Here is a 25,075-nt window from a genome sequence, read left to right as displayed (position 1 = left end):
GATTTATGGCGGAAAAAATTTCCCATAAAAGTTTACTGGAACAGGCCAGGCAACTGGAGTCGGAGGATGATTTTACAGGCGCCATTGCAAAATATAACGAGGCGCTTTCCAACGATCCGCTTACCATTGCTGCCTACAACCGGTTAATGATCATTTACCGTAAACAAAAGGCATATAAAAAAGAACTGGATACGATCAGCAAGGGGATAAAATCGCTGGAAGATCATGCGCATCAAACCCGCGCCACCTGGATGAAAGCGCACCGGAAAGCGGCAAAATTAAGCCAGGCGCTGGCAAAGAGCCTGGGGCAGATAGATGCCAAAGGAAAAATGACCAGCGAGGATCCGGTGATCACCGGGTGGAAGCGCCGGAAAGCGATTGTATTAAAAAAAATGAAGACCCCATGAGTGGATGCCGTATAAAAAGCGTCTTACAGTAATGATGCTGTAAGACGCTTTATTTTTTAGCTCCCGACGCTGTTAACGGACAGATAACCCCTGATATGTAGATCATTAACCTGGTGCTCATTGTAGAATAACCGGTATATGATAACCGTTTGTCACTTTTTTTTATAACTTTACCGCGTGAAAAAAGCGGTCGCTATACTTTTAATGGCGCTCTACCTGATGGGCACTACTGAAGCGGGGCAGGTGTTAAAACTGCCGCTGCTGGTGGAGCATTATGTTAAGCATAAAGGGGAAAGTCCCGGCACTACCATTTTCTCATTCTTTAAAATGCATTACGTAGATCCTCAGCCCTACGATGCAGATTATCAGCAGGACATGGAACTGCCGTTTAAAACCTGCCTGTATTTTTTCACGCTTACACCTCCCAGTATATTACCCGTTTTACCGCAACTATCATTTAAAGTGCCTGCCGAGGCGCCTGTGATGCGGGAAATTATCAATGGTGAAATACCTCCCTATCTTCCTCTGCACAGCATTTTCCAACCTCCCCGCTGCGTATAGTGAGCGAAGGATCGCCTCCGGCGATCAAAGCGAATTTTGTCTGACTCAGGATTATGATGATTTCGCTGATTTTATTTTAGAGTTTGAAAATAATTTGAGAGATACTAGCGAATCCGCTTACATCTCCCTTAATTACAAAAATTAAAAAAATAAATCAGCGTAATCAGCGAAATCATCATAATCCTGAGTCAGACAAAATTCGCGCCCTACCGGCGCAGGCTATGCCTGTGGGCCGTTGCACTGTTATATTCATGTAGTCCAACAGATAATCATGTTAAATAAGATCATTCATTTTTCCGTCAGGAATAAACTGATCATCGGCCTGTTTATGCTGGCATTGATCGGCTGGGGCAGTTACTCCGTCACGCAGCTGCCCGTTGATGCGGTTCCTGACATTACCAATAACCAGGTGCTGGTGATCACATCAGCGCCTGGTCTTGGTGCGCCCGATGTGGAGCGGTTCATTACCGTGCCCATAGAACAGGCCACCCGTAATGTGCCCGGCATTATTGAACAGCGTAGCTTTTCACGTTTCGGGCTAAGTCTTGTTACCATTGTGTTCAACGATCATACCGATGTATACTGGGCCCGGCAACAGATCAATGAACGGCTGGGCCAGGTACGGCCACAGATCCCGCCGGGCATGGGTGATCCGCAACTGGGGCCGGTTACCACCGGCCTGGGAGAAATATTCCAATATGTGGTGAAACCCAAACCGGGATATGAAGGCAAATACGATCTCACCGCCCTGCGCGATATACAGGACTGGATTGTAAGGCGGCAGCTGCTGAGCGTGGAAGGCGTAGCCGATGTGAGCAGTTTTGGGGGCATGGTAAAACAATATGAAGTAGCCATTGACCCTGATAAGCTGAGAAGCTTCGGGCTAACGGTAACGGACGTATTTAAATCTTTACAGGAAAATAACCAGAACACCGGCGGCGCTTACATTGAGAAAGGCCCTAACGTAGTTTTTATCCGCAGCGAGGGACTGGCAAAAAATATGGCAGACATCAGCAATATCGTAGTGAAGCAGGTAAGCGGCGGTGTGCCGTTGCTGGTAAGGGATGTAGCCACCGTGAAGCAGGGCCATGCCGTGCGGTACGGCGCCACGGTATACAATGATGAAGGTGAAGTAGCCGGCGCCGTGGTGATGATGCTGAAAGGGGAAAACAGTGCAGCCGTTATAAAAGGAATAAAAAAAAGGGTAAAGGAAATAGAGAAAACATTGCCGGAAGGCGTGATGATAGATCCTTTCCTGGACCGCACCAAAATGGTGGATAACGCCATTTCCACCGTGGAGCGCAACCTGCTGGAAGGAGCGCTGATAGTGGTGTTTGTACTGGTGATATTTATGGGTAATATCAGGGCGGGGCTGATAGTGGCTTCCGTGATCCCACTGGCCATGTTATTTGCCATCATCATGATGAACCTGTTTGGCGTAAGCGGCAACCTGATGAGCCTTGGCGCGCTGGATTTTGGCCTGCTGGTAGATGGGGCTGTGATCATTATTGAAGCAGTGATGCATAAACTTACCAAAGGCGCTGCTTTACGGGGAACGGCTGTAATGACCCGGGAGCAGATGGACAGCGAAGTAGAGACATCCGCGAAAACGATGATGAACAGCGCAGCCTTTGGCCAGATCATCATCCTGATTGTTTATCTTCCTATTCTTTCCCTGCAGGGCATTGAAGGAAAGATGTTCCGGCCAATGGCGCAAACGGTATCTTTCGCTATCATCGGCGCATTTATTTTATCACTTACCTATGTACCGATGATGGGGGCATTGGTGCTGAATAAAAAATTGAGTCATAAAGACAGCTTCGCGGATAAAATGATGCGCTCCGTGCAGCGGTTTTATGATCCTTTGCTGAAAAAAGCCCTGCGTACACCGCGGATGGTAGTGGCGCTGGCTTTTATATTATTTGGCGCTGCCATCCCGGTGCTGATGTCGCAGGGAGGCGAGTTTATCCCACAACTGGAGGAAGGGGATTTCGCAGTAGATACCCGGCTGCTTACAGGGTCTTCTTTAACCACTACCATTACTACCACGCAGCAATCGGCCAGGGTGTTGCTGGATAAATTCCCGGAGGTGGAGAAAGTGGTGACCAAAATAGGCTCCGGTGAAATTCCCACGGATCCTATGCCAATGGAGGCCGCCGATATGATGGTGATACTGAAGCCTAAGAAAGAATGGACCAGCGCAACCTCTTTCCCGGAGCTGGCAGGCAAAATGAGCGCCGCACTGGAAGAGGTGCCGGGTATTGCCACCGGCTTCCAGTTCCCCGTGCAAATGCGGTTCAATGAGCTGATGACGGGCGCAAGACAGGATGTGGTGTGCAAGATCTTTGGCGACGACCTGGATACTTTGTCGGCCTACGCCGACAAACTGGGCAGGATAATCCAGTCCATTAACGGGGCAACGGACCTTTACACCGAAACAGTGACCGGTATTCCGCAACTGGTGGTTACCTACAACCGTGAAGCGATTGCCCGCTCCGGCGTTTCCATCAGTGATATCAACAACACGTTGCAGGCCGCCTATGCAGGCGCCGTAGCGGGCCTGGTGTTTGAAGCCGATAAGCGGTATGATCTCGTGATCCGTATGAACGACCGGCAACGCCGTGATATTAATGAAATTTCCAACCTGCAGGTAGGGCTCCCGGGCGGGCAACAGGTGCCTCTTCATATGCTGGCCACCATTGAGCTGCAGGACGGTCCTTACCAGATCCAGCGGGAAGATGCCCGGAGGCGGATCACAGTAGGATTTAACGTAAGGGGAAGGGATGTACAGAGCATTGTGCAGGAGTTACAGCATAAAGTAGGCAGCCGTGTGAAGTTTCCTTCCGGTTATTACGTTACTTATGGTGGGCAATATGAAAATCTTCAACACGCTACCCGGCGCCTGGGCATTGCTTTGCCGGTGGCCTTGCTGCTGATCTTCCTGCTGTTGTTTTTTGCTTTCCACAACCTGAAATACTGCGTGCTGATCTTCTCTGCTATTCCTTTATCCGCTATAGGAGGGGTATTGGCGATCTGGCTGAGAGGAATGCCTTTCAGTATTTCCGCCGGCGTAGGTTTTATTGCGCTCTTTGGCGTAGCCGTATTAAACGGGATTGTGTTAATAGGAGAAATGAATCAATTGAAAAAAGACGGTATGACAGATACAATGCAGATCATTTTACGGGCCACGCACGACCGGCTCCGGCCTGTGCTGATGACCGCCACCGTGGCCTCTCTTGGCTTCCTGCCAATGGCGCTGAGCCAGGGAGCCGGCGCCGAAGTACAACGCCCGCTGGCCACCGTAGTGATAGGCGGGCTTATTACTGCAACCATGCTTACCCTGCTGGTGCTGCCCTGCCTGTATTACCTGGCGGAAAGAGGCTGGAAACGGCCACCAATAAAACCGTTGGCAGTATTACTGTTACTGACAGGCTGCCCCGGACTGCTCAGGGCGCAGGAGGCCAAACCGCTTTCCCTGCAGCAGGCGCTTCAAATGGCAACAGAACAGAACCGGCAGATTGCGTTGGGCCGTTTGCAGGAATCTTATTATGAAGCCTTGCGGCATTCTTCAGTAGACCCTGCCAGGACTACCCTTACAGGGGAGCTGGGGAATATCAACAGCACTTCCTTTGACAATAAGTTTACCATCTCCCAGGGATTTTCCCTGCCCGCCCTGTACAAAAAACAGAGGAATGTTTTTGAGCAGGAATGGCTGGCGGCAAAATGGCAAACTACTTTACAAAAAGCGGAGATTATACGCCTGGTGAAACAGGCCTACCTGCAATTGCAGTATCTTAACAGCAGGCGCTTACTATTGGAAAAAATGGATAGCACCTATTCACGGTACACAAAGGTAGCCGCCCTGCGCTTTGAAAAAGGAGAAACCAACCTGCTGGAAAAAACATCACTGGAAAACCAGGCCAACCAGCTGAAAATGCTGCTGAGGATGACTTATGCCGATGAGAAAGTGGCCGGTGTTCAACTGGCTACATTATTGAACGAACGCGGTGCTATAACGGCTACGGATACACTGAATACAAATGTAGTGCTCTACGATACCACCTTGCTGGCACAGCACCCGGTGTTACAGCTTTACCAGCAGCAGGAGCGTGTTGCCGCCGGGAACACGCGGCTTGAGAAAGCAAAACTGCTGCCCGACTGGAACCTGGGATACTCCAATCAATCGCTTGTAGGCTGGCAGATGGACAAGCAACAGGTAGACCATTACTATGGCCCCGGTTCCCGCTTTTCTACAGTGCAGGTAGGCGTGGGGATCCCCATTTTTGCCAGGGCCCAGCATGCAAAAATAAAAGCAGCCGCACGCATGGAAGATATTGCGGCGCTATCGCTGGAAGTGGCTACCACAAAGCTATGGGCACAGCTGCAGCAAAATCACAGCGAGTACCTGAAATACCAGCAGGCCGTGGATTATTATACCGGCAGCGCTTTACCCCAGGCAGACGTGATGATAAGGACTGCTAACCTTACCTATAAAAATGGAGAAATCGGTTATATAGAGTGGGGAACGCTGATAAACAATGCGGTTACCCTGCAGAGTGAATACCTTGACGCGGTGAAGGAACTGAACCTGCGCAAAATTGAACTTGAATATTTATTGTCATCCAATCAAAATTAGTGGCATGAAAAGGTTATTAATATATAGTCTGATAATAGTGGCGGGAATGTCCTGCAAACCCAAAGCCGAAACGCCGGCTGAATCGAAGACGGGGACGGAAGTGGCAGGACAGAATATAGTGAGCCTCGACAGCCTGCAAAAGCAGCATGCAGGCATTGCAACGGCTACCGCGCAGGAAGGTACCACCCATGCTACTGTCCGTGCCAGCGGCTCGGTGGATGTACCTCCGCAAAGCCTGGTCTCCGTAAGCTTTCCTCTTGGCGGCTACCTGAAAAGTACCTCGCTGCTGCCTGGTTCACCGGTATCCAAAGGCCAGGTGATTGCAGTGATGGAAGACCCGGCTTATGTACAGCTGCAGCAGGATTATCTTACCGCAAAGGCCAGGATGCAATACCTCGCAACGGATATGCAGCGGCAAAAAGAACTGAGTGACGCAGACGCCACCAGTAAAAAGAGCTACCAGTTATCGCTTAGTGAATACAATACCCAGGAGGTGCTGATACAATCCCTGGCCGCAAAACTGCGCATCATTCATATCAACCCGGATAAGCTGAGCCCCGGCACTATCTCCGGCGTTGTGCCCGTTTATGCGCCTATCAATGGTTATGTAAGCAAGGTGAATGTGAACATCGGTAAGTATGTGAACCCGGCGGATGTATTGTTTGAACTGGTGAACCCCGACGATATCCATGCTGCCATCACCGTGTTTGAAAAGAATATCAATTCCTTTCATAAAGGTATGCACGGAAAAGTAAGCCTTGTGGATAAGCCGGATGAATGGTACGATGTGGAAACCATCCTGGTGACCCGTAATGTGGACGAGAACCGCAGCGGCGTACTGCATTGCCATTTTGAAAAACAGATGCTGCACCTGTTGCCCGGCATGTTCCTGAATGCCGTGTTTGAACTGGATAACAAACCAGCGGCCATTGTGCCGGAGGATGCACTGGTACGTTACAACGGCAAGGAGTATGTATTCACCACCACTGATGAGAACAGCTTTCACCTGGTGCCGGTAACAGCCGGCGACCGGGAGAATGGCAACGTAGCGCTGATGCCGGACAGCAGCATTAACTGGCTGAAAACAAAAATTGTTGTGAAGGGCGCGTATGCCCTGTTAGGAAAATTGAAAAACAAAATGGAAGATTAGTGATAACTTAGATAAGACCATCTCTGTAAAAAAATGGAAACAGATAAAGCAGCTGTTTTACTGGAGCAATTTAATAAAACCATTGATATATGGATCAATCACCTCCATGACTATACGTTGGATATGCTATGCCGTAAACCCGGTGAAAATTCCTGGTCACTGGGGCAGGTATACCTGCACATTATAGCAGACACCGCCTGGTTTGTGGAACAAATGGATACCGCCCTGTTGCTCAGCAATGCCAACAGTGAGAAAGAAATGCATGAAAATGCCAAAGCAATATTTGCCAATAACGCGTTTCCTGATGCGTTGCTGGAAAATCCTTCCAATGATCCGGATTCAAGACAGCCCCGGGATAAGGAAGAATTATTGCAGGGCCTCACAGATATAAAGCAGGAGGTGAATGACCTGTATGCGGTGGATCATCCGCAGGCGGACGGGAAGACCGAGCATCCGGGCTTCCTTTTTTTTAATTCGCTGGAATGGCTTCAGTTTGCAGAGATGCATATGAGGCATCATTTGCGGCAGAAGCAGCGGATCGATGAGCAGCTGTTCCGGTAAAACGGGCGGGGTATTTATACCTCATCCGCCAGGATCTCCACTTCTTCCGGGATAACAAAAAACAGCACGCACCCGGTTTTGCTGGTAACGGAGTGCCGGAACCCGGGTGGTGTGTAGAGGTAATCGCCCTCCTGCAGGGTGGCATGTTCCAATACCGCGTCGCCACTCAGCACAAAGATCTCCTCACCCCCGGGATGGTTATGATAGGGATAATGGGCGCCGGGCTCAAATTTGAGCAGGATAGTTTTGGAGCGCCCGGAAGCTTCATCGTACCGGAGCGATTTTACAAATATGCCTTTATAGTGGATGTTTTTCTCTACGAGAGGTTGCCAGTCTGTTTGGTGGCTCCTGGTGATGTAGTGATTGATATCTGTATTCATAACTTTGTATTTATTTCTACAAAGATGGATTTTATAGCTGGCCGGGAGAATAGACAATCCTGCAAAAAACATGTAATATTTACAGGGAGCATTGTTCTTTATACAATTTTGGGGAGAGGTTAGTTTGTTTTTTGAAGAAGTTGGAGAAATAGAAAGGGTCATTGAAGCCGAGCTTATAAGCCACTTCTTTTACCGTAAGATCGCCATAGGTAAGCAGCCTTTTTGCCTCGGCTGTAACCAGGCCATAGATCACGTTCTGGGCCGTTTTCCCGGCATGGAGCTTTGCCTGCTCATTGAGCTTTGCTTCTGTAGTGCCCAGTATCCCGGCGAATTGCGCAAGGGTATAATTATGCTCAAAATTATTTCTTACGGCTTCCAGGAACTTCAGGAACAAGGCATCCGGTTTCCAGATCTCATCGCCACGCTTCACTTTTGCCCGGTTGATGGACACCAGTATCAAAGCCACACGGCTATGCACGGATATAAGATACTGGTAAGGCTGCTCGGTTAATTCCTTCCTGATCAGCGCCAATTGCGCTTCTATGATATCTTTCCCCACAGGGATCACCTCGTTCATGGCAAAGTGGCAGAAAAGCCCGTTGTGGAAGATCAGCTCTATATCGTTATCATTCTTACAGAAAAAATCCAGTGTAAATTCAAGGATATATCCCCTGGCTTCAGCCTCCGGAGCAATATGATGGATCTGGCCGGAAGTGATCGTGATTACATCGCCCGCCCGGAGAACAAAGGGGGTATGATCTGCCAGTACCTCCAGTTTCCCGGCGGCGCAATACACCAGCACATACTTCATGATGCGTTGGGGCCTGGCAGGAAGCAGGCTTGGGTCCAGGTCTTTTATTTCAATCATCCTGCGGGAGGAGGTTTGGTTATATAGATGAAGATAGGAATTTATGGTGGAATAATTTGTTAGCAGTATCCGGTATTATCATTAATTTCCCATCTTAAAAAAACGCCCATGCGCTCTCTACTCAAACTATGCCTGTCCCTGTTTATCGCATTGCCGGCTATGGCCCAGAAATCCGCGAACGAATTACACTTTACCAGCAGCCAGCAACAGCTGATCACCGTGTACAAAGGCACCATTTTCGTGAATGGTAATAAAGCTTTTGTGCTTCATGACGACATTATCAACTATAAAAGTAAACGCAACCGCCTGGTGGAAAACGGCAGATCTGTTTTCCTTTTCCTGGAAGTAAACGGAAGTCCGAAGAAGAATAAAATGTATGTATTCAATATAGATCATTCCCTGGCTGATTCCCTGCTGACGGCAATCAGCTCTGATGTAAAGGACTGGGACCACGACGGCAACCCCGAATTTGGCGGCGCCGATCTTACCGACACCTATCCTTCTCCCGACTCTATGTATTACATCTCCTCAAAATTTTATGAGATCAAAAAAGGGAAAATCACCTATGATGCTGAACTGACCGAAACAACCGATAAAAAGGCAAATGGTATTTTCCTGGCCAACCCGGTAAATGGCCAGGTAATTCCTAAAGGAAAGAAACGGCCATAATTTTCGGTATCACAACCGGCCCTTCTCATCGGAATAATGTACTGCCGTTTACCAGTTTTCCTAAACCGGCAGGGGAGCCATCTAAAAAAGTTCCTTTCGTAACTCACGGTAACCCATACACGTTATTCTGAGCAGGTATTTGCCAGGCATTGTGTATGAGCGAATGAACATGCCCGTACTGTCGCTTTGCGCCTGTACTACTACCCGCTGACCGGTTGATTGCAACAGCCCGATGGAGACAAACGGAACAGGCACGTTTTGTTCATCGGTGACGTAGCCGCCCACCGTAAGGCTTTGCGCCGGCAGGTTGGCGGCGCTGCAAATGAAAAGCAGCAAGCAAACGGACAGGCTTTTCATGAATAGACCTTCTTTCTGAAATTATATAAAGACAAAAAAGCAAGCAGCCCTGTAAAGCCGGCCAGTGAAATAATGCATGGCCATATTGTATCATTGTTATCCCCGTAATAGCGCTTTAATTTAAACTGGCTCCAGTTGATACTTTCAACGGGCTGCTCCCGGAAAATGGACGGATAAAAGTACAAACGCAGCTGCTCATGATAATGCCTGAGCGCCTGCCGGAACTGCAGGTGCTGCTGCAGGTCCGACCCGGCAATGCCATTAAGCGCCAGTTGTGCCTGGATACCGGGCAGCATAAACGCAGCTATACCTGCAAACCGGCTTCTTTGTTCCAGTTTCCGGTTCATGGCCTGTGCGCCCGGAGCGGCCTGGTCATCGCCGTTTTGCTGCATGGCAAAATACCAGTACCAGCTGAATGCCTGTTCCTGCGGGAAAGGATATTTTTTAAACTGTGGATAATGTTTGTAAAATGAGTTAAGCGCCACACTTTTATCCATATCCCATTTTTCATGATAACCCTCCCTTTGCATTACTACCGTTTCCAGCGCTTCCGGAACAGGGTATAGCCGGGTAAGCCACACATTTACCATGGCCGGAGCAAGGATATTAAGCACTACCCAAAAGGAAATAAGGCTCACAGCATTAAAGCTGGAAGATTTTCCCTGAGAAATGATCCAGAAGGAGAGGGCAAACCAGAACAACAGGTACAGGCTCAATACTACGATTACGGTGAGCAGTTGCCCGTCGGCAGCGAGTTGCAGGTATACCGTTGCAATGACCATCAACACCCCTGCAGCCAGGTATACGGCCGTCATTCTTACCAGGAACTTCCTCCATATTACTTTTAACGGAACAGTGGATTGTGAACGGAGCAATCCCCATACGCCGGATTCCTGTTCTCCGGAAAGCAGGTTATAACTAAATGCAATAATGACCAGCGGGAATATAAAGATAAACACAAAGGCAAGGTCCATATTGCCCAGCAACAGCGTGGAAGGATTATTAAGATCAGTATCGTACAGCTGCCCTTCCAGTCCCAGTGTGGTTACCCCGATAAGATAAGGGTTAATATCGCGCTGCCCGTTGGAAAACGCTGCCCAGTTGCGTGGCATATTGGCCATCTGGAACTTGTTGTGATACAGTGTTAGCCCCAGTTCCTTACCAAAGTATTTAATATTCCTGGCGGTGTTTTCGGTTTGCAGTTTTTCCGCTTTGGCAATCACTTCTTTTTGTCTCTTTATAAAATCCTTTCCAAAATATAATCCGGCAAGCCCGCTCAACAGCAGGATCAATAACCCCGTGATCACTGTTTTATTCCTGAAAAAGATTTTACTTTCCAGTTGATATATCCGTTGATTCATATGCATTGTTATAAAGTTTTAACCCATTTTGATGATAGCAGCATACCGCCCAGCAGGGCAAGTAACCAGCACAGCAAAGAAATGATGGTATCGGTATGATGTGCGATCACCTGTTCCACTGGTTTAAATACATATTTGAAGTCGGCCTGCTCCGCCCAATGGCTGCGACTGATCGTTAAAGGTTTATCTTTTTCTCCCGGGGGGATGTTGCTGATCTTTTCTTTCTGCAGTTTGTTCATACGTTGTGCAAGCCCATAACGATAGGCTTCCGCCTGGTCCTGGAAATCCGCATAGGTGTTAAAATCCGAGGCGGTGAGCGCCATGGATAAATGCTTAATGGCCAGGAAGGGATTCAGGTAACCGGCCGCTACGCCGAAACTGTTTTGTTGTTCAAAGATGTGCATCAATGCTTTCTGATGCTGGTTGTAAATAGCAGCGGAAATCCTTTCCCCTTCTGCCATTACATAACCGCCATAATTAAACGGCAACTGTTTTACATCGGTTACATGGTATTGTTTTAACACCTCCTCCCTGAACTTTGCATAATGCGGATCATCCGGGTTGTGGCTGTCGCCCTGCTTGTGAAGATCAGATTCAACCGCAGCGGCAAATTCAATTTTTGACGGGGAGGGAAATGCTTTAACACCTATAGCCTGGGTGATCCTGGGCATCACGATGGTAAAGAACACCCAGCATGCCAGCAGGGTGGTAAGCGAAGCCCTTGAAGTTTTGTGCAGGGCAGATACCACTACAGCAATGCCTGCACAAATGATAAAGTAAATTGCATAAGCAAGTATGAGTAAAGCAAGGCGGATAGCGGCATCGTTGGTTACCTGCCAGTGGCTGAGCATGGCCCAGAGGAAAATGGTGAGCAGGATAACCGGTATAAATAGTGTGAAGCTAACGGCCACAATGCCTGTTGTTTTTCCCAATAACAATGTTCTCCAGCTGGCTCCCTGGCAAAGCAGTATTTTTAAAGTGCCGTTTTCACGCTCTGCGGAAATGCTGTTATAGCCCAGGAAAAAGATCAGCAACGGCACCAGCAGCTGCAATACCATAGCCACGCTCATTTCCCCGAAACGGAGCATGCCATTGGAGAAACCGGCTTCGCTGAAGTTGACGGTGTTTTGCTTGTGCGCTTCCAGGAAGATGGATACGCCGGCGAAACTTTCAATACCAAAATCAAAGAAGCTCAATTCATGTTTATCACGGAAAGCAAGGTAGCCGTAGTGCGCCATGCGGTGCGGATGCTTATCCGGTTTGGCCAGCCATTGCTGGCGGACGATCTGTTTGTATTTCAGCCGTTGTCCGTTCTGGACGTTGAAGTTCTGCCACCCGGTATAAGTGGCTATGCACAGCGCCAGTCCGATGATCAGCGTCAGGGCCAGGGTGGCTTTGTTCCTGAAGGCTGCTTTCCAGGTGCTGGCGGCAATCAGCAATATTGTTTTCATGTAATCGGTTTTTCCTTTTAAAATTTATAGGTGGCGTTGAACATCACGCTTCTCGGCGAACCGGGAAACAAGCGGAGGTAATTCTGCGCGCCTATCCAGTAAGTTTTGTTCAGGATGTTATTAACGTTTACGGCCAGCTGTATCCTTGTTTTAGCCGGACTGTAGTACACGGCGGCGTCCAGTAAGGTGTAAGCCGGCAGTGTAAAGTCGCGGATATACCAGGGCAGCTTGTTGCCGCTGTATTGAACGCCGGCGCCGAAACCAATGCCTTTCAGCAGCCGGTGCTGGTTCAGATCATAGCGGGTCCACAGGCTGCCGCTGTGTTTGGGCGTGTTTTGCACGCGCGTGCCTTTTAGCTTTGGGTCCAGGTCTTCTATGATCACCGCATCTATAAAACTGTATCCCGCGTTGAACTGCCAGTTGGGCAAAATGAAACCGGATGCCTCCAGTTCCGCACCCCGACTCCTTTGCGCGCCGCGTTCCACAAGGCGGTTTACATCTTCCGGATCGTTGGCATTCATGAGCAGGTTTTTCTGGTTGATTTCAAACAGGGCGATGTTCACCATCAAAAGATTGTTCAGCCAGGTGGATTTTGCCCCGATCTCTTTCAGATCGCTTTCCAGTGGTTTATAGTTGGTACCTGCCGGCGGCGGCACTATTACCAGCGTGGAGGTATTGCCCTGTGGCTGGTACCCACGGAGATAAGTACCATAAAGGTTTATATCAGGGGAGATGGCATAGGTAAGCCCTATCCTGGGCAGCAGTTTATGCTGCGAGATCTTTTTTTCCGGGGGAAGTTTATAATAGCTGATATCCTCATACCATTCCTGGCGCAGGCCCAGCGTGAGGGTGAGCCGCTCATGGCTCACCTGGTCCTGCACGTATACGCCGTTCACCAGGTAATATGCCGGTGGAATTTCTGTCTTGTTAAAAATATAATCACTCAGGTTACGGATGGTATAGCCGGGATTGGCCAGGTTAAAGTGATCTACATTGGGCACTGGTGCATTAATGCCGTTAATGTTTTTAAAGAGATAGAGCTCTTTCTTTGCAGGATCATATTTAGTGGCGATACTGCCGTCTTTCAGGCGGTAGCCCGCTGCGGAGTTCTCCCCGCCGCCCCTGTACTTTTGCGTGGTAATACGATCGTATCCTGCTACAATTTTATGATGCAGCGCGCCGGTATTGGTATTGATACTGAAGTAGGCGCTGAGGTTATCGGTGTTCCATTTCTGTTGCCGTTGTACGGCGCGCATACCTGCCAGCGTTGGAATGGGCGTATTGTTTTCATCCACTGCGAAAGCGTTGGTAGTACGGTGTTCCAACAGGTCTTCATTCCAGGTTTGCTTCATGTAGGCAACGTTCAGTTTTACTTTGGAACTGAAAGCATGGGATCCGTTGATCATGAGCATGAGATCCTGCGTATTGAAATGATCGTTGCTGCCGCCCATATTAAAAGTAATGGGTGTGCTGTTCAGGTTTGTTTGTCCGGCTACAGCGCCGAATATCGCCTGCCCGCGGTCCAGCCTGGAGTTGCTGTTGTTCATCACCAACTCCACGTTAAGACTGGTACGCTCATTGGGCACATAGGAGAACGACGGTGAAATAAGATAGGCTTTTTTATATTGCAGGTCGCGGAAGCTTTTACTGTTTTCATACCCCACATTGAGCCGGTACAGCAGTGTTTTTTCCTGGTTCAGCGGCCCTGTGAAATCCAGCGTTGCACGGATGGTGCTGAAGCTGCCGGTGGAAATGCTTATTTCCTTCCTGCTTTCCTGTAGCGGTTTTTTGGTCACCATATTGATGCTGCCACCGGGATCCACACTGGAGAACGTGGCGCTGGCCGGTCCTTTGATCACTTCAATTCGCTCTAGGTTGTTGGTGAGCGGCTGGTTAAAAAAATATTGCCGGGTACGCATACCGTTAATGATAGCGCCTTCCTCATTCTGGCTGATGCCACGTATAGCGAATTGGTTGTAGTAACTGCTTTGCGAAACGGCCGTTACATTTTTTACTGCGTCGGCCAATGTGAATGCCTGCCGGTCGGCGATCAGTTCTTTTGATACGGAGGAAATGGCCTGTGGAATATCTTTGTTCGGCGCCGCGATCTTTGTAGCGGAGAAGGAATAATCGCCATAATATTTCTGAGCGTTGGTGCCTATGATCTCCACGGTCTGCAGGGCTGTACTGGCCACGGAAAGCATTACAGGCGGCAGTTCCACGTTGCCCTGCAATTGATAGCTTTTAGTAAAGGTATTTAAGCCGGCAGCGCTTACACGCATTATATAATCGCCGGGTTGCGGAAGGATGAGCTGGAATTTGCCGGAAGAATCGGTGATCGTATACAACCGGTTGGCGCCATTCTTCATGGTAATAACAGCATTACTTACAGGTTGCTGTTGCGTGTTTGTTACCGCCCCGCTCACCTTTGTTTGCGCTCCTGCATGTAATGAAAAGAGCGCAAGGATTGCTGCCAGGAAAATATTTCCGGCAATTGGAAAAGAATAAAAAAACTTCATGAGTTAGTTGGCTAAATGGTTTCCAGGTATAATTCCTGCAGATCGCGGGCATTGATATCGCCTGCATTTAACGTGTGCACCAGCTGGCCTTTGCGCATGATGCCGATATGTGTGCCCACATTTACGGCATTGAATATATCATGCGTGGCCATCAGTACTGATTTACCCTGTTGCCCCAGTTCCCGGACCAGGCCGGTGAACTCGTCGGTGGCTTTGGGATCCAGTCCACTGGTGGGCTCGTCCATGAGGATCACATCCGCATTTTTTGCCAGCGCTATGGCGATACCTACTTTTTGCCGCATGCCTTTACTGAAACCGGAGAGGCGCTTATCATGGGCTTCGGGTTGTAAGCCGCAGCCGGAGAGGAATTGCACCAGCCGGGAGGTATCGTATTTAAAACCTGCCAGCCGGCTGAAGTAGTCGAGGTTTTCCACGGCAGTAAGACCACCATACAGCATCACCACTTCCGGGATATAGGCCAGGTGCCTGCGGGTGCTGCCATCGCCGGGGCGCACTTCCTGTTGATGGATCATCACCTTTCCTGATGTAGGAGCAGTAAAGCCAAGGAACAGGTTGATGGTAGTGGTTTTGCCCGCGCCGTTCTGGCCCAGCAGGCAGTAGATTTCTCCCGGTTTAACTTCCAGGTTGAGATTGTCCAGCGCCACGTGCGACTGGTAATGTTTTGACAAGGATATTGCCTGAAGCATAAGACTAGAATATAAGCGGTAGTACGCCTTCCGGGCGGATGGCGCATAAAATCAGTATACGGATGTAGCTACAGCAGGTGCATCTCACGAAAAAAAATTAACAAAAAGCAGGCGGCCCTTTATTAGCGCAGGCCAGCAGGTAGCTGGAATAGGCCTGTACACGAAAAAGTGAAGCAGTGGTTTTTTTTACCGGTAAAATGAAAACCGGCTGCAACCATTGTGTGGGGAGGAAGTCGTGCGACTGATACTTCATCAGGTCGCATAACTTACATTTTATGTGAAACGTATTGAATTGGTGATGACCTGCAGCGGCATTTTGCTGCAGCAGTTCCGTTCCCCCGTTGCCGTTGCAATGATGATGGTGAAAAGCCTCTGTCAGCAGGGTGCTCAGGAATACGAGCAATAAGAATACCGCTCCAATCCTGGAGAGTATCTGAGGGCGGTATTTTTGTGTTCGTTTCAAAATTTGCAACGAAGTTACAATTTTTGATAAAAAGGGAAAGTTTTATTTTTTGCAGTGCGGTTGTTCAGGAGGTTATTAAAGCCTGGCGGTATGCCGTTAAGCTTACTCCTTTTTGTTTTTTAAAGAATTTGTTCAGGTGGCTTCCATCGGCAAATCCGAATTCATCGGCCAGTTCATTGATCCTGAGATCGCTGAATTTTAACCGCCATTCAATCAGCCTGATCCTGTAGCCGCTTATGAATTGCTGTATGGTTTCGCCGCATTGTTTTTTAAAGTAAACGCCGAGGTAAGTTTCAGAAATACCGAAAGCATTACTGATAGCGGCGGCAGTCAGCTCGTTGGGGGTAAATATATTCCGTTCAATATAGTTGATGATTTCAAGGATCCGTTTATCAGTATTGTCACGTACATTTCCCGGTCTGAGTTTGGCTATATTCCTGGCTGCAATTACAATCAATGCATTCACGAGGTTCATCTCCAGGTCCTGCTGGTAAGCGCCTCCCAGCTTTATACCATACAGCAGGGAATCCACAAGCATTTCCACCAGGCGGCTGTCGTCTTTACACCTCATCACGCATCCTGATAGTTTGGTAGCATAAAAGAGCAGGCATTCCAGGTGATGGATACTTTTCCAGGGATAGGAGCGCACATAGCTTTCACTGAAACGAACCAGGAGGAATTCCGTGGCTTCTGTTATCTCAAAATGATGACGGTCGTCAGGAGTGAGCAGCAGCAGGTTGCCATCGCGATAGGCCATCCGGTTGCCGTTGATGTTTACAAAACCTTTCCCTGAGATAAGATATACTATTTCAAAAAAACTATACTGCCGGTTCACCAGCGGACAGTGATCGGTTTTAAGGTATTCTACCTCCACCTGTTGATGTATATTCTGCTTAACCATAGTACAAACATACCTTTTTATAATAGAAATGAACCGAAAAGATGGATGTTTGTCGGTCTATTTTTGTTAAAACGAAACAAGGATAAAACTATGTTTAAAAACAAAAAGAACGCGCTGACCCTCGCAGCCATCTGTCTTTCTTCATTGATGTTCGGATTGGAAATTTCCAGTGTACCGGTATTGTTGCCCAGTCTTGAGAAATTATTGCATGGCAGTTTCAGTGATGTGCAATGGATCATGAATGCCTATACCATTGCGTGCACCACCGTGCTGATGGCCACCGGCACCCTGGCCGACCGTTATGGAAGGAAACGGGTTTTTGTGATTGGTCTGGCGCTTTTCGGTATCACTTCATTGCTCTGCGGCCTGGCTACATCCATGTCCGTACTGATTGTCAGCCGGTTTCTGCAGGGCCTTGGCGGGGGCATCATGCTCATTTGCCAGATCGCCATTCTTTCCCACCAGTTCCAGGAAGGGCGGCAGCGCAGCAAAGCCTTTGCCATGTGGGGTATTGTATTTGGAACAGGTCTTGGTTTTGGCCCTGTTATAGGTGGGCTGATCCTTTCACTGGCCAGCTGGAAATGGGTGTTCCTGATACATTTCCCATTGAGCATACTTACGTTGGGCCTTGCACTGGCAGGCATAAAAGAATCCAGGAATACCCATGCGCAACAGCTGGATGTATGGGGTATGATCCTGTTATCGTTGTCTGTTTTCGCGCTAACCTATTTCATTATCCAGGGGCCGGTGCTTGGATTCGGGAGCACCTCTGCTTTGCTTATTCTTGCCGGATCGGTGATGGCCTTCCTGCTTTTTCTTTATGCGGAGAAAGTGAGTCCCCAGCCAATGTTTGATTTTACCGTATTCCGCGTGCCCAATTTTTCCGGCGCCATCATTGGCTCAATTGGTATGAACTTTTGTTTCTGGCCTTTTATGATTTATCTGCCTATTTATTTCCAGGGTGTACTGGGTTATAACGGTGTAGTAGCAGGAACGGTGCTCCTGGCTTACACCCTTCCTACATTGGTGGTTCCTCCTTTGGCAGAAGGGCTGCTGCTGCGGTACAGGCCGGGGATTATCATTCCACTTGGGTTGTTCAGTATCGGGGTCGGCTTTATCCTGATGTGGCTGGGTATACATACCGCGCACCCGGGTTGGCTTAGCATGCTTCCGGGCACTCTTGTATCCGGTATTGGATTGGGTTTATGTAATACGCCTGTTACCAATACCACCACGGGGTCCGTTAGTTCCGACCGTGCCGGTATGGCATCAGGGATAGATATGAGCGCCAGGCTCATCACGCTGGCGGTTAACATCGCCTTGATGGGCCTGGTGCTGAGCAAAGGCATTGTGGCCCATTTAAAGGGAGTATTCAACAACAGGTTTAATGCAGAACAGCTTCAGTTGATGGCGGAAAAAATAGCGGCAGGTAATTTTGCGGGTTTGAATGAAAAATTTCCGGAGATGAATATGGCGGATCCCGGTGGATACGCCGCTCATTCGGCGCTTAGCTATGGGTTTGAGCTGCTCACACTTTTTGGAGGGATCGGCGTTTGGTTACTGGCGCTGCTGAGCTTTTATATATTTAAACCCGCTGAAGGGAAAGCTGTATTTAAATGATTAGTGCCGGCGGTTTGCCGGCACTAATCATTATTTAATTGTAAACTTCGCTTTCATTGTAATTGTGCAGGATCTTGTTCAGTTTACCATCTTTAAAATACAATCTCACAATAGAGTTACCTTTTACGCCTGGTTTAACATCTGTGGTAATAGAAAATCCCCATTCGGCATATTTCTCCATATCGGGATCGAAAGGTTTATTCAACGGTTTGTCCGGTAAAATGATTTTAAGATAATTATAAGCCGGGATTTTGTAAATGGCAACCAGTTTTGTGTAGATGTCGCCCACCGGGTCATTTTTAAGAATGGCTGTTTCCGGGGGCAACGATGCCGGCCATTGGTTCATCTCTTCCGGTAGCGCCCCGCCGGAACTGATAGCAGCTACTTTGTCGCCTGGGAACTGTATCAACGCCCGGTCTATTACAACGGTGGTATCCATCAGGGTAACGGCATTGTAATAAGGAAGGAGGTATTGCACCTGCTGCGGAGAAGAAAAAGGCTGACGGTATACTACAGCTACTGATGAAAGATTTTTTTCCTTATCAAGTTCCTGCAGCCGGCTGTAAACATCAGCATAGGAACTGCCGATTTTGATGCCCCATTTATCTCCTTTGGTAATGGTTTCTATTAATGGAAGCTGGTCTTTTTTACTACAGGAAAATAATAGTATTGCAGGGAATAATAAGAAGAACAGTCGTTTCATATGGTGATTCATTAATGTGACTGTTGAAAAATAATATATTCCAGAGGGAAATGCGTGTGGGAACGACAACTTTAAAATGAATGCAGCCACTGGCGAGGAAGGAGCGGGGAGAGGGGGGTGGGTAGAACTTATCGTGTAGGGCGTCTATTTTGAAATATCACCCATAGCAGGCAGCCCATCATACTCAATTTTCTTTATCATCACCCATTGCTTCAGATCTTTATGGGGAGTCTGAAGACTATAATTTGTTGAAAGGCGGAATTTTATCTTTAACCAATAAAAAGCATCGGGGTCATAGGCGAGCTGGAATTCCAGCCGATCTACCTGGTTGAGATATGCGTTACATTTATTCAGAATAACAGATGAAGGTTCTTTATCAAAATAAAGATAGAATGCGGAACTGGATTTTTCATATTCTTTAAGGATGGCACCATAAATAGTACCTGCTTTCAATTCACTTTGTAATTGTCCACCTACATTCCAGGTATCTTCTACGTAAAAAAAACGGGCTTCAATAGCATTTTTGGTGGTGTCCTCATGATTGGTAAAAAACCTGGATATTGGTTTTGAGGAATTAAAGACAGGTGAAGTACGCCCATCTTTATCAAAGGTTATCCGTCCTGATAACACACCTGCGTTCAGATTAATTTGTGCCACAGGGGAATTGGGCGACATGATGTATTCCATATTTTTGAAAACATGGTTCCGGGAATTGCTGTCAAGAAACCCGGCGCTGTATTGTTTTTTCGCATATTTCAGCTCCTCGAGCCGGTTTTTTGGTGTAAAAAGCGAATCTTTAAAATGGATTCTAAAGTAATAATAAGGGCCTACCGGTACCAGGGACAGCTTCATGAATTCATTGTCTTTTTGCAGTTTTTCCGCTTCTGTTTCGCTCTCATATTGAAGATACAAGGACATTGATAATGTGATAGCGAGGCAAATACAAGTAATAATTCCCCAGGGAGTGATCACTTTAACTTTTTTTTCACCGCGGTCAATTTCTTTATGAGTTTCCAATAAAACTCCCAGGATAGCCAGGATACCGGTAATAGTGATAAAAAGGTAGCTCATAGTTTAGGTATAATGGATGGGGTGAGGTATAGTGTCTATCTAAGATAACTAAATTATTCCGGAATATTTGTGTAACTCCATGGAGCACATAGCAGCGGTATCATGAAATTGTTGCTGGCAAGAGCGGATGAGTTATTGTTGTCGTATTAACATTTAATTATTACCTTGGTTGAAGGCATCTTATAAAAGATGCTCTTCAAAGCGCGAAGAAGTGATCTATACTTATCCACGTACTGTCGTTATATACCTATTGCTGGCGTTGCTGGCCGTGTGCCTTGAGGCACGGGCGCAACAGCAGCTCATCAGTCACCTCGGTATTGAACGGGGACTGTCAAACAATTCCGTTACCTGTATTCATAAAGACCGTTACGGCTTTATGTGGTTTGGCACATATGACGGGTTAAACCGTTTCGATGGCTATAGCTTTAAAGTTTCCCGGCAGCAACTGAAAGCGCCCAATTCCCTGACCAATAACCGTATTGTGACCATTGCGGAAGATTCCACCGGTTTTATGTGGGTGGGCACCAAGCATGGCGCCAACCGGCTGAATGGCCCAACGGGTTTGTTCCAGCCCGTTTACTACCATCCCTGGAAAAAACATGATACCTTACCGGTGTTATCGGAAGTATATTCCATTGTTACTAACCGCAAGGGACAGGTGCTCATGGGCACTTCCAGTCATGGTTTTCTTGTATACCCTCCCAACAGCTGCATGGCCCGGCAAATGCCGCTGGTAAACGGCGACACCGTTTTGTCCGGCAACGTGCCTGCTATTGTAAACGATGTGAAAGACCGTTGCTGGCTTATTATACAAAATGTAGGACTTTGCCGCTATGATGAGAAGCAGCAACAGATCACGGTAGTGAACCGGCAACAGAAAAGAGGTAACTGCCTCCTGGCCGATACCGATGGGCAGCTATGGATGGGGACAGACGAAGGCGTATATAAATATGATCCGGTATCGAACACCCTTTCACATTTCCCGGAAGCTACACGGCAACAGGATAGTAAGGTGATCAGTTTAACAATTGATAAGAACCGGCAGCTATGGGTATCTACCGACGGTAATGGCATTTTTGTAATGCCCGCTGCAGGTGGCGCTGCGTGGCAGCTGCAAACCGGTAAAGATAAATCGTCGCTTTCCAGCAATGCTGTTTACGCCGTGTATGAAGATGACGACCAGCGCAAATGGATTGGCACGTTGCGCGGGGGCGTGAATATCATCGATAAACAGAAATCCCGTTTTACTACTATCAATCCAAGTCCTTTAACAGAGAACAGTCCTGCTTCCAATTTTGCTTTTTCATTTTGTGAAGATGATAATAAAGATATCTGGATAGGTACCGACGGCGCCGGTATTTCCGTATGGAACCGCCGCCAGGACAGCTACACAGCGTTTGTTCATAAAACGGGTATCCCTGGCTCACTCAGTAATAATAATGTAACCAGCATCGTAAAGGACGCCGACAATAATATATGGGTAGCCACTTTTGGCGGTGGCATAAACCGTTATAACAAGGCTACGCATACTTTTGAAAAATATTCGTGCAGCCTGAACGGGTATGAAGACAAGTTTGTATGGAAATTGTACCTCGACAGCCACAACACCCTCTGGGCAGGCACTTGCATGGGAGGCACCATTTACCGGTTCAACAGGGCAGCCAAGCGTTTTGAATGCTTTGATCCCGGTCTCCGCGATATTATCACCATCTCGGAAGATAAAGCCGGTGAGCTTTGGCTGGGCACTTTCAACAGGCTCATAAAAGCGGATACAAAAAACCGGCAACACCGGTATTATGATATGGATTTTAATGTCCGTGCTATTTATGAAGACAAAGCCGGTCATTTCTGGATCGGTACGGAAGGAGGAGGCCTGGTGAAGTTTGACCGCCATACCGGTAAAAGCACTACCATTGCCCAACAGGAAGGATTGCCCAACAATGCGGTTTTAAATATCGAGGAAGATAACAAAGGCCACCTGTGGATGAGCACTTATAACGGCATTGCCCGTTACAACCCTGCTACCGGGCAGTGTAAAAGCTTTTATGAGTCCGACGGGTTGCAGAGCAACCAGTTCAACTATAACGCTTCCCTGCGGCTATCGACCGGGGAGCTGCTGTTCGGCGGTATCAGGGGTTTTAATATTTTTGACCCGGCCGCCATTGAAGAGAAAAACGATTTTCCCGCCCTGCTCATTGCCGGGCTGAGGATCTCCAATACGCCATATGAACAGGAGCAGCCACTTACTACTTTGCAGGAATTGGTGCTGCCATATGACAAGGCCGTTTTTTCGCTGGACTATGTAGCCCTGGAATATTCCTCTCCCGATAAGATCAGTTATGCATATTATATGGAGGGATGGGATAACGATTGGAACTATGTGAATACACAACGGACCGCCAATTATACCCGTCTGCATGAAGGCAGTTACCGCTTCCGTATAAAAAGTACCAATGCCGATGGCACCTGGAACCCGCAGGAGCGCATCATAAAAATTACTGTATTGCCACCCTGGTACCGTACCTGGCTGGCATATATAATATATGGACTGCTTACAGGCGGACTGCTGTACACCTATCGTTTTTACCAGCAGCGACAGGCCCGGCTACGGTATGAAATAGAATTATCGCGCCTGCATGCCGAAAAAGAAAAGGAAGTGCATGAGAAGAGATTGTCCTTTTTTACCAATGTATCCCATGAGTTCCGTACCCCGCTTACACTGATCATCAACCCGGTTAAGGAATTGCTTTACAGCGACGGCCGGCAGATTGAAAGCAAGGATCTTACTATTGTATACCGCAATGCCCGCCGTTTGTTAAGCCTGGTTGACCAGTTGCTCTTGTTCAGGAAGGCAGACCAGGAAGAAGACCAGCTGAAGATTGTACCGCTGGACCTGGCAGCTATCTGCCGGGAAGTATACCTCTGTTTCACGCACCAGGCCAGTGCAAAAAAGCTGCAGTTCGATTTCAGCTGTGATGCCGAACAGGTAATGGCGTATGCCGACCGAGAGAAAATTGAAGTGGCTTTGTTTAACCTGTTGTCCAATGCCTTTAAATATACCCCTGACGGGGGCCATATCCGTTTCTCCCTGTCTGGCAGTGCGGAAGGAATAGTGATCCGCGTGGCCGACAGCGGCTGTGGTATTCCGCGGGAAGTGGGGAACCGGTTGTTTGAGCGCTTTTACCAGGTATCAGGAAAAGATACCACCCTGAAAAACGGCTTTGGCATAGGGTTATACCTGGTGAAGCAGTTTATACAGGCGCATAAGGGTACGGTGGTCTATGAAAGTGAGCCTGGAAGCGGTACCACCTTTACCATCACCCTGAAAAAAGGGAAGGAGCACCTGCACGGCTATACGATTTACGAGGAAGCTGCCGGAATGGAAACCCTGCTGGAAGAACTGGTGGAAGAGGACGATCTTGCGCAGATGGAGGCAGAAGAAGCGGCAGCGGAGGATACGCTGGATGTGTTATTGTCGCCCCGGCCAAGCATGCTCATTGTAGACGACAACGGCCAGATCCGCGACTATATCAAAAGCATTTTCCGGAACAGCTTTAATATTTATGAGGCCTCGGAAGGCGGGGAGGGGTACCAGCTGGCCAGCAGGCACCTGCCGGACATCATTATCAGCGATGTATTAATGGAAGGGCAAAGCGGTATCGAATTGTGCCGGCAGATAAAGTCGGACCCGGCGCTGGGGCATATCCCGGTGGTATTGCTTACCGCCAGTTCTTCTCCCGAAATAAAACTGAAGGGCATTGAAGGCGGGGCCGATGACTACCTGAGCAAGCCGTTTGATAAAGAATTGTTTGTAGCCCGCATCACTAATATTATCCGCAGCCGCAATACCCTGCAGCAATATTTTTATAAGGAAATTACCCTGAATACCGGCAACCAGAAAATATCTGCAGAATACAAGGAGTTCCTGCACCGCTGTATTGCTGTTACAGAAAAGCATCTTGATAACCCCGATTTTAACATCAAGCTGTTTGCCCTTGAAATAGGCATCAGTCATTCCACCCTTTATAAAAAAGTGAAGTCCATTTCAGGACATTCCGTCAGTGAGTTTATCCGTTTCATCCGGTTGAGGAAGGCGGCGGAGTTGCTCATCAATACCGGGTGCAACGTAAACGAGGCGGCTTTCCAGGTAGGCTTCAACGATGTAAAGTATTTCCGCGAGCAGTTTTGTAAAGTATTCGAGATGAACCCCTCGGCTTATATCCGGAAGTACCGCAAGAAATTTGATAAGCGGATTTTGTCTGACTCAGGATTAGGATGATTTTGCTGATTGATTAGGATTTTTCTTTTGGATTTTTAAAGGATTGTGGGAGATGTGAATGGAGGTATAAAGAGATTGCTTATATCCCCTATTGATATATTCTTTTTTAAATCTTTTAAAATCTAAATTATTTTAAGGGCTTTGGAAGATGCAAAGAAGTATCTAAGCCCCATATCTTCTTTTATACCTTCTCTATGGCCTTTTAATTCCAATAGTTTGTTGCTTCGGGAAATATAAGAGAATATATTCGCTTGTATCTCCCACAATCCTTTAAAAATCCAAAAGAAAAATCCAAATCAATCAGCAAAATCATCCTAATCCTGAGTCAGACAAAATCCGCGTCAGACAACCTCCACATTCCTGATCTCACCCCCTAAATAGGCGAATCTCTCCCCCTTGTTTCAGGATGAA

The 25,075-nt window shown here is 47.8% G+C and carries 19 protein-coding genes; 8 read left to right on the top strand and 11 right to left on the bottom strand.

All coding sequences use genetic code 11. The features are described from left to right. Positions 1 to 5: 5 nt before the first annotated feature. From VIM72_RS05470 to VIM72_RS05450, 5 genes are all read left to right on the top strand, one after another. Entirely contained in the window at positions 6 to 407 is a 402-nt protein-coding gene (locus VIM72_RS05470) for a hypothetical protein (protein WP_332001859.1), read from the top strand. Positions 408 to 584: 177 nt separating this feature from the next. Then, positions 585 to 968, top strand: coding sequence for a hypothetical protein (locus tag VIM72_RS05465; RefSeq protein WP_332001858.1), 384 nt, complete (start codon positions 585 to 587; stop codon positions 966 to 968). Positions 969 to 1,239: 271 nt separating this feature from the next. Next, positions 1,240 to 5,604, top strand: a complete 4,365-nt coding sequence (locus VIM72_RS05460) for a CusA/CzcA family heavy metal efflux RND transporter (RefSeq protein ID WP_332001857.1) — start codon at positions 1,240 to 1,242, stop codon at positions 5,602 to 5,604. Positions 5,605 to 5,608: 4 nt separating this feature from the next. Continuing rightward, on the top strand, positions 5,609 to 6,754 hold the full coding sequence (locus VIM72_RS05455) for an efflux RND transporter periplasmic adaptor subunit (protein ID WP_332001856.1): 1,146 nt from the start codon (positions 5,609 to 5,611) through the stop codon (positions 6,752 to 6,754). Positions 6,755 to 6,787: 33 nt separating this feature from the next. Continuing rightward, positions 6,788 to 7,315 (top strand): DinB family protein, encoded by a 528-nt coding sequence (locus VIM72_RS05450; RefSeq protein ID WP_332001855.1) that lies wholly within the window; start codon positions 6,788 to 6,790, stop codon positions 7,313 to 7,315. Between the two features lie 14 nt (positions 7,316 to 7,329). Here the strand turns inward: VIM72_RS05450 and VIM72_RS05445 are convergent, their stop codons facing one another. Together VIM72_RS05445 and VIM72_RS05440 are read right to left on the bottom strand one after the other, a co-directional pair. Next, a complete protein-coding gene (locus VIM72_RS05445) occupies positions 7,330 to 7,695 on the bottom strand; it encodes a cupin domain-containing protein (protein WP_332001854.1) in 366 nt (121 codons plus the stop codon). A 79-nt stretch (positions 7,696 to 7,774) separates the two neighbouring features. Next, complete coding sequence (locus tag VIM72_RS05440) at positions 7,775 to 8,563, bottom strand: helix-turn-helix domain-containing protein (RefSeq protein WP_332001853.1); 789 nt, start codon at positions 8,561 to 8,563, stop codon at positions 7,775 to 7,777. 108 nt (positions 8,564 to 8,671) lie between these two features. Here VIM72_RS05440 and VIM72_RS05435 point away from each other — a divergent pair, with 108 nt between their 5' ends. Beyond that, positions 8,672 to 9,232, top strand: coding sequence for a hypothetical protein (locus VIM72_RS05435; protein WP_332001852.1), 561 nt, complete (start codon positions 8,672 to 8,674; stop codon positions 9,230 to 9,232). 81 nt (positions 9,233 to 9,313) lie between these two features. Here VIM72_RS05435 and VIM72_RS05430 read toward each other — a convergent pair whose 3' ends face one another. From VIM72_RS05430 to VIM72_RS05400, 7 genes are all read right to left on the bottom strand, one after another. Beyond that, the gene (locus tag VIM72_RS05430; protein ID WP_332001851.1) at positions 9,314 to 9,589 is read right to left on the bottom strand and encodes a carboxypeptidase-like regulatory domain-containing protein; all 276 of its coding nucleotides are present in this window, start codon (positions 9,587 to 9,589) and stop codon (positions 9,314 to 9,316) included. Beyond that, positions 9,586 to 10,950: a DUF3526 domain-containing protein gene (locus tag VIM72_RS05425; RefSeq protein WP_332001850.1), complete on the bottom strand. Its 1,365-nt coding sequence runs from the start codon at positions 10,948 to 10,950 to the stop codon at positions 9,586 to 9,588. Before VIM72_RS05425 ends, VIM72_RS05430 begins: the two co-directional genes overlap by 4 nt. A gap of 8 nt (positions 10,951 to 10,958) precedes the next feature. Continuing rightward, complete coding sequence (locus tag VIM72_RS05420) at positions 10,959 to 12,401, bottom strand: DUF3526 domain-containing protein (RefSeq protein ID WP_332001849.1); 1,443 nt, start codon at positions 12,399 to 12,401, stop codon at positions 10,959 to 10,961. Positions 12,402 to 12,418: 17 nt separating this feature from the next. Continuing rightward, on the bottom strand, positions 12,419 to 14,920 hold the full coding sequence (locus tag VIM72_RS05415) for a TonB-dependent receptor (RefSeq protein ID WP_332001848.1): 2,502 nt from the start codon (positions 14,918 to 14,920) through the stop codon (positions 12,419 to 12,421). An 11-nt stretch (positions 14,921 to 14,931) separates the two neighbouring features. Beyond that, entirely contained in the window at positions 14,932 to 15,627 is a 696-nt protein-coding gene (locus VIM72_RS05410; RefSeq protein WP_332001847.1) for an ATP-binding cassette domain-containing protein, read from the bottom strand. A 97-nt stretch (positions 15,628 to 15,724) separates the two neighbouring features. After that, complete coding sequence (locus VIM72_RS05405) at positions 15,725 to 16,090, bottom strand: hypothetical protein (protein ID WP_332001846.1); 366 nt, start codon at positions 16,088 to 16,090, stop codon at positions 15,725 to 15,727. A gap of 64 nt (positions 16,091 to 16,154) precedes the next feature. Further along, positions 16,155 to 16,991 (bottom strand): AraC family transcriptional regulator, encoded by an 837-nt coding sequence (locus VIM72_RS05400; protein ID WP_332001845.1) that lies wholly within the window; start codon positions 16,989 to 16,991, stop codon positions 16,155 to 16,157. A gap of 90 nt (positions 16,992 to 17,081) precedes the next feature. Here VIM72_RS05400 and VIM72_RS05395 point away from each other — a divergent pair, with 90 nt between their 5' ends. Further along, a complete protein-coding gene (locus VIM72_RS05395; protein ID WP_332001844.1) occupies positions 17,082 to 18,611 on the top strand; it encodes an MFS transporter in 1,530 nt (509 codons plus the stop codon). A gap of 34 nt (positions 18,612 to 18,645) precedes the next feature. On the opposite strand, the gene VIM72_RS05390 is transcribed toward VIM72_RS05395, so the two are convergent. Together VIM72_RS05390 and VIM72_RS05385 are read right to left on the bottom strand one after the other, a co-directional pair. Continuing rightward, positions 18,646 to 19,314: a hypothetical protein gene (locus VIM72_RS05390; RefSeq protein WP_332001843.1), complete on the bottom strand. Its 669-nt coding sequence runs from the start codon at positions 19,312 to 19,314 to the stop codon at positions 18,646 to 18,648. A gap of 144 nt (positions 19,315 to 19,458) precedes the next feature. After that, complete coding sequence (locus tag VIM72_RS05385) at positions 19,459 to 20,385, bottom strand: hypothetical protein (protein ID WP_332001842.1); 927 nt, start codon at positions 20,383 to 20,385, stop codon at positions 19,459 to 19,461. Positions 20,386 to 20,554: 169 nt separating this feature from the next. Between VIM72_RS05385 and VIM72_RS05380 the strand changes: the two genes are divergently transcribed. Further along, positions 20,555 to 24,664, top strand: coding sequence for a hybrid sensor histidine kinase/response regulator transcription factor (locus VIM72_RS05380; RefSeq protein WP_332001841.1), 4,110 nt, complete (start codon positions 20,555 to 20,557; stop codon positions 24,662 to 24,664). Positions 24,665 to 25,075: the final 411 nt, after the last annotated feature.

Source organism: Chitinophaga sp. (genome assembly GCF_036569185.1).
In the GTDB taxonomy this organism is placed as follows: domain Bacteria; phylum Bacteroidota; class Bacteroidia; order Chitinophagales; family Chitinophagaceae; genus Chitinophaga.
Note: the sequence above shows the minus strand (reverse complement) of the source record. Positions and strands in the feature narration are given on the sequence as shown.

What these genes read in the sequence shown, in the direction of transcription:
- VIM72_RS05470 (WP_332001859.1), top strand. Translation starts at nt 6, where the DNA reads ATGGCGGAAAAAATTTCCCATAAAAGTTTACTGGAACAGGCCAGGCAA.
- VIM72_RS05460 (WP_332001857.1), top strand. Translation starts at nt 1,240, where the DNA reads ATGTTAAATAAGATCATTCATTTTTCCGTCAGGAATAAACTGATCATC.
- VIM72_RS05455 (WP_332001856.1), top strand. Translation starts at nt 5,609, where the DNA reads ATGAAAAGGTTATTAATATATAGTCTGATAATAGTGGCGGGAATGTCC.
- VIM72_RS05450 (WP_332001855.1), top strand. Translation starts at nt 6,788, where the DNA reads ATGGAAACAGATAAAGCAGCTGTTTTACTGGAGCAATTTAATAAAACC.
- VIM72_RS05445 (WP_332001854.1), bottom strand. Translation starts at nt 7,695, where the DNA reads ATGAATACAGATATCAATCACTACATCACCAGGAGCCACCAAACAGAC.
- VIM72_RS05440 (WP_332001853.1), bottom strand. Translation starts at nt 8,563, where the DNA reads ATGATTGAAATAAAAGACCTGGACCCAAGCCTGCTTCCTGCCAGGCCC.
- VIM72_RS05435 (WP_332001852.1), top strand. Translation starts at nt 8,672, where the DNA reads ATGCGCTCTCTACTCAAACTATGCCTGTCCCTGTTTATCGCATTGCCG.
- VIM72_RS05430 (WP_332001851.1), bottom strand. Translation starts at nt 9,589, where the DNA reads ATGAAAAGCCTGTCCGTTTGCTTGCTGCTTTTCATTTGCAGCGCCGCC.
- VIM72_RS05425 (WP_332001850.1), bottom strand. Translation starts at nt 10,950, where the DNA reads ATGAATCAACGGATATATCAACTGGAAAGTAAAATCTTTTTCAGGAAT.
- VIM72_RS05420 (WP_332001849.1), bottom strand. Translation starts at nt 12,401, where the DNA reads ATGAAAACAATATTGCTGATTGCCGCCAGCACCTGGAAAGCAGCCTTC.
- VIM72_RS05415 (WP_332001848.1), bottom strand. Translation starts at nt 14,920, where the DNA reads ATGAAGTTTTTTTATTCTTTTCCAATTGCCGGAAATATTTTCCTGGCA.
- VIM72_RS05410 (WP_332001847.1), bottom strand. Translation starts at nt 15,627, where the DNA reads ATGCTTCAGGCAATATCCTTGTCAAAACATTACCAGTCGCACGTGGCG.
- VIM72_RS05400 (WP_332001845.1), bottom strand. Translation starts at nt 16,991, where the DNA reads ATGGTTAAGCAGAATATACATCAACAGGTGGAGGTAGAATACCTTAAA.
- VIM72_RS05395 (WP_332001844.1), top strand. Translation starts at nt 17,082, where the DNA reads ATGTTTAAAAACAAAAAGAACGCGCTGACCCTCGCAGCCATCTGTCTT.
- VIM72_RS05390 (WP_332001843.1), bottom strand. Translation starts at nt 19,314, where the DNA reads ATGAAACGACTGTTCTTCTTATTATTCCCTGCAATACTATTATTTTCC.
- VIM72_RS05385 (WP_332001842.1), bottom strand. Translation starts at nt 20,385, where the DNA reads ATGAGCTACCTTTTTATCACTATTACCGGTATCCTGGCTATCCTGGGA.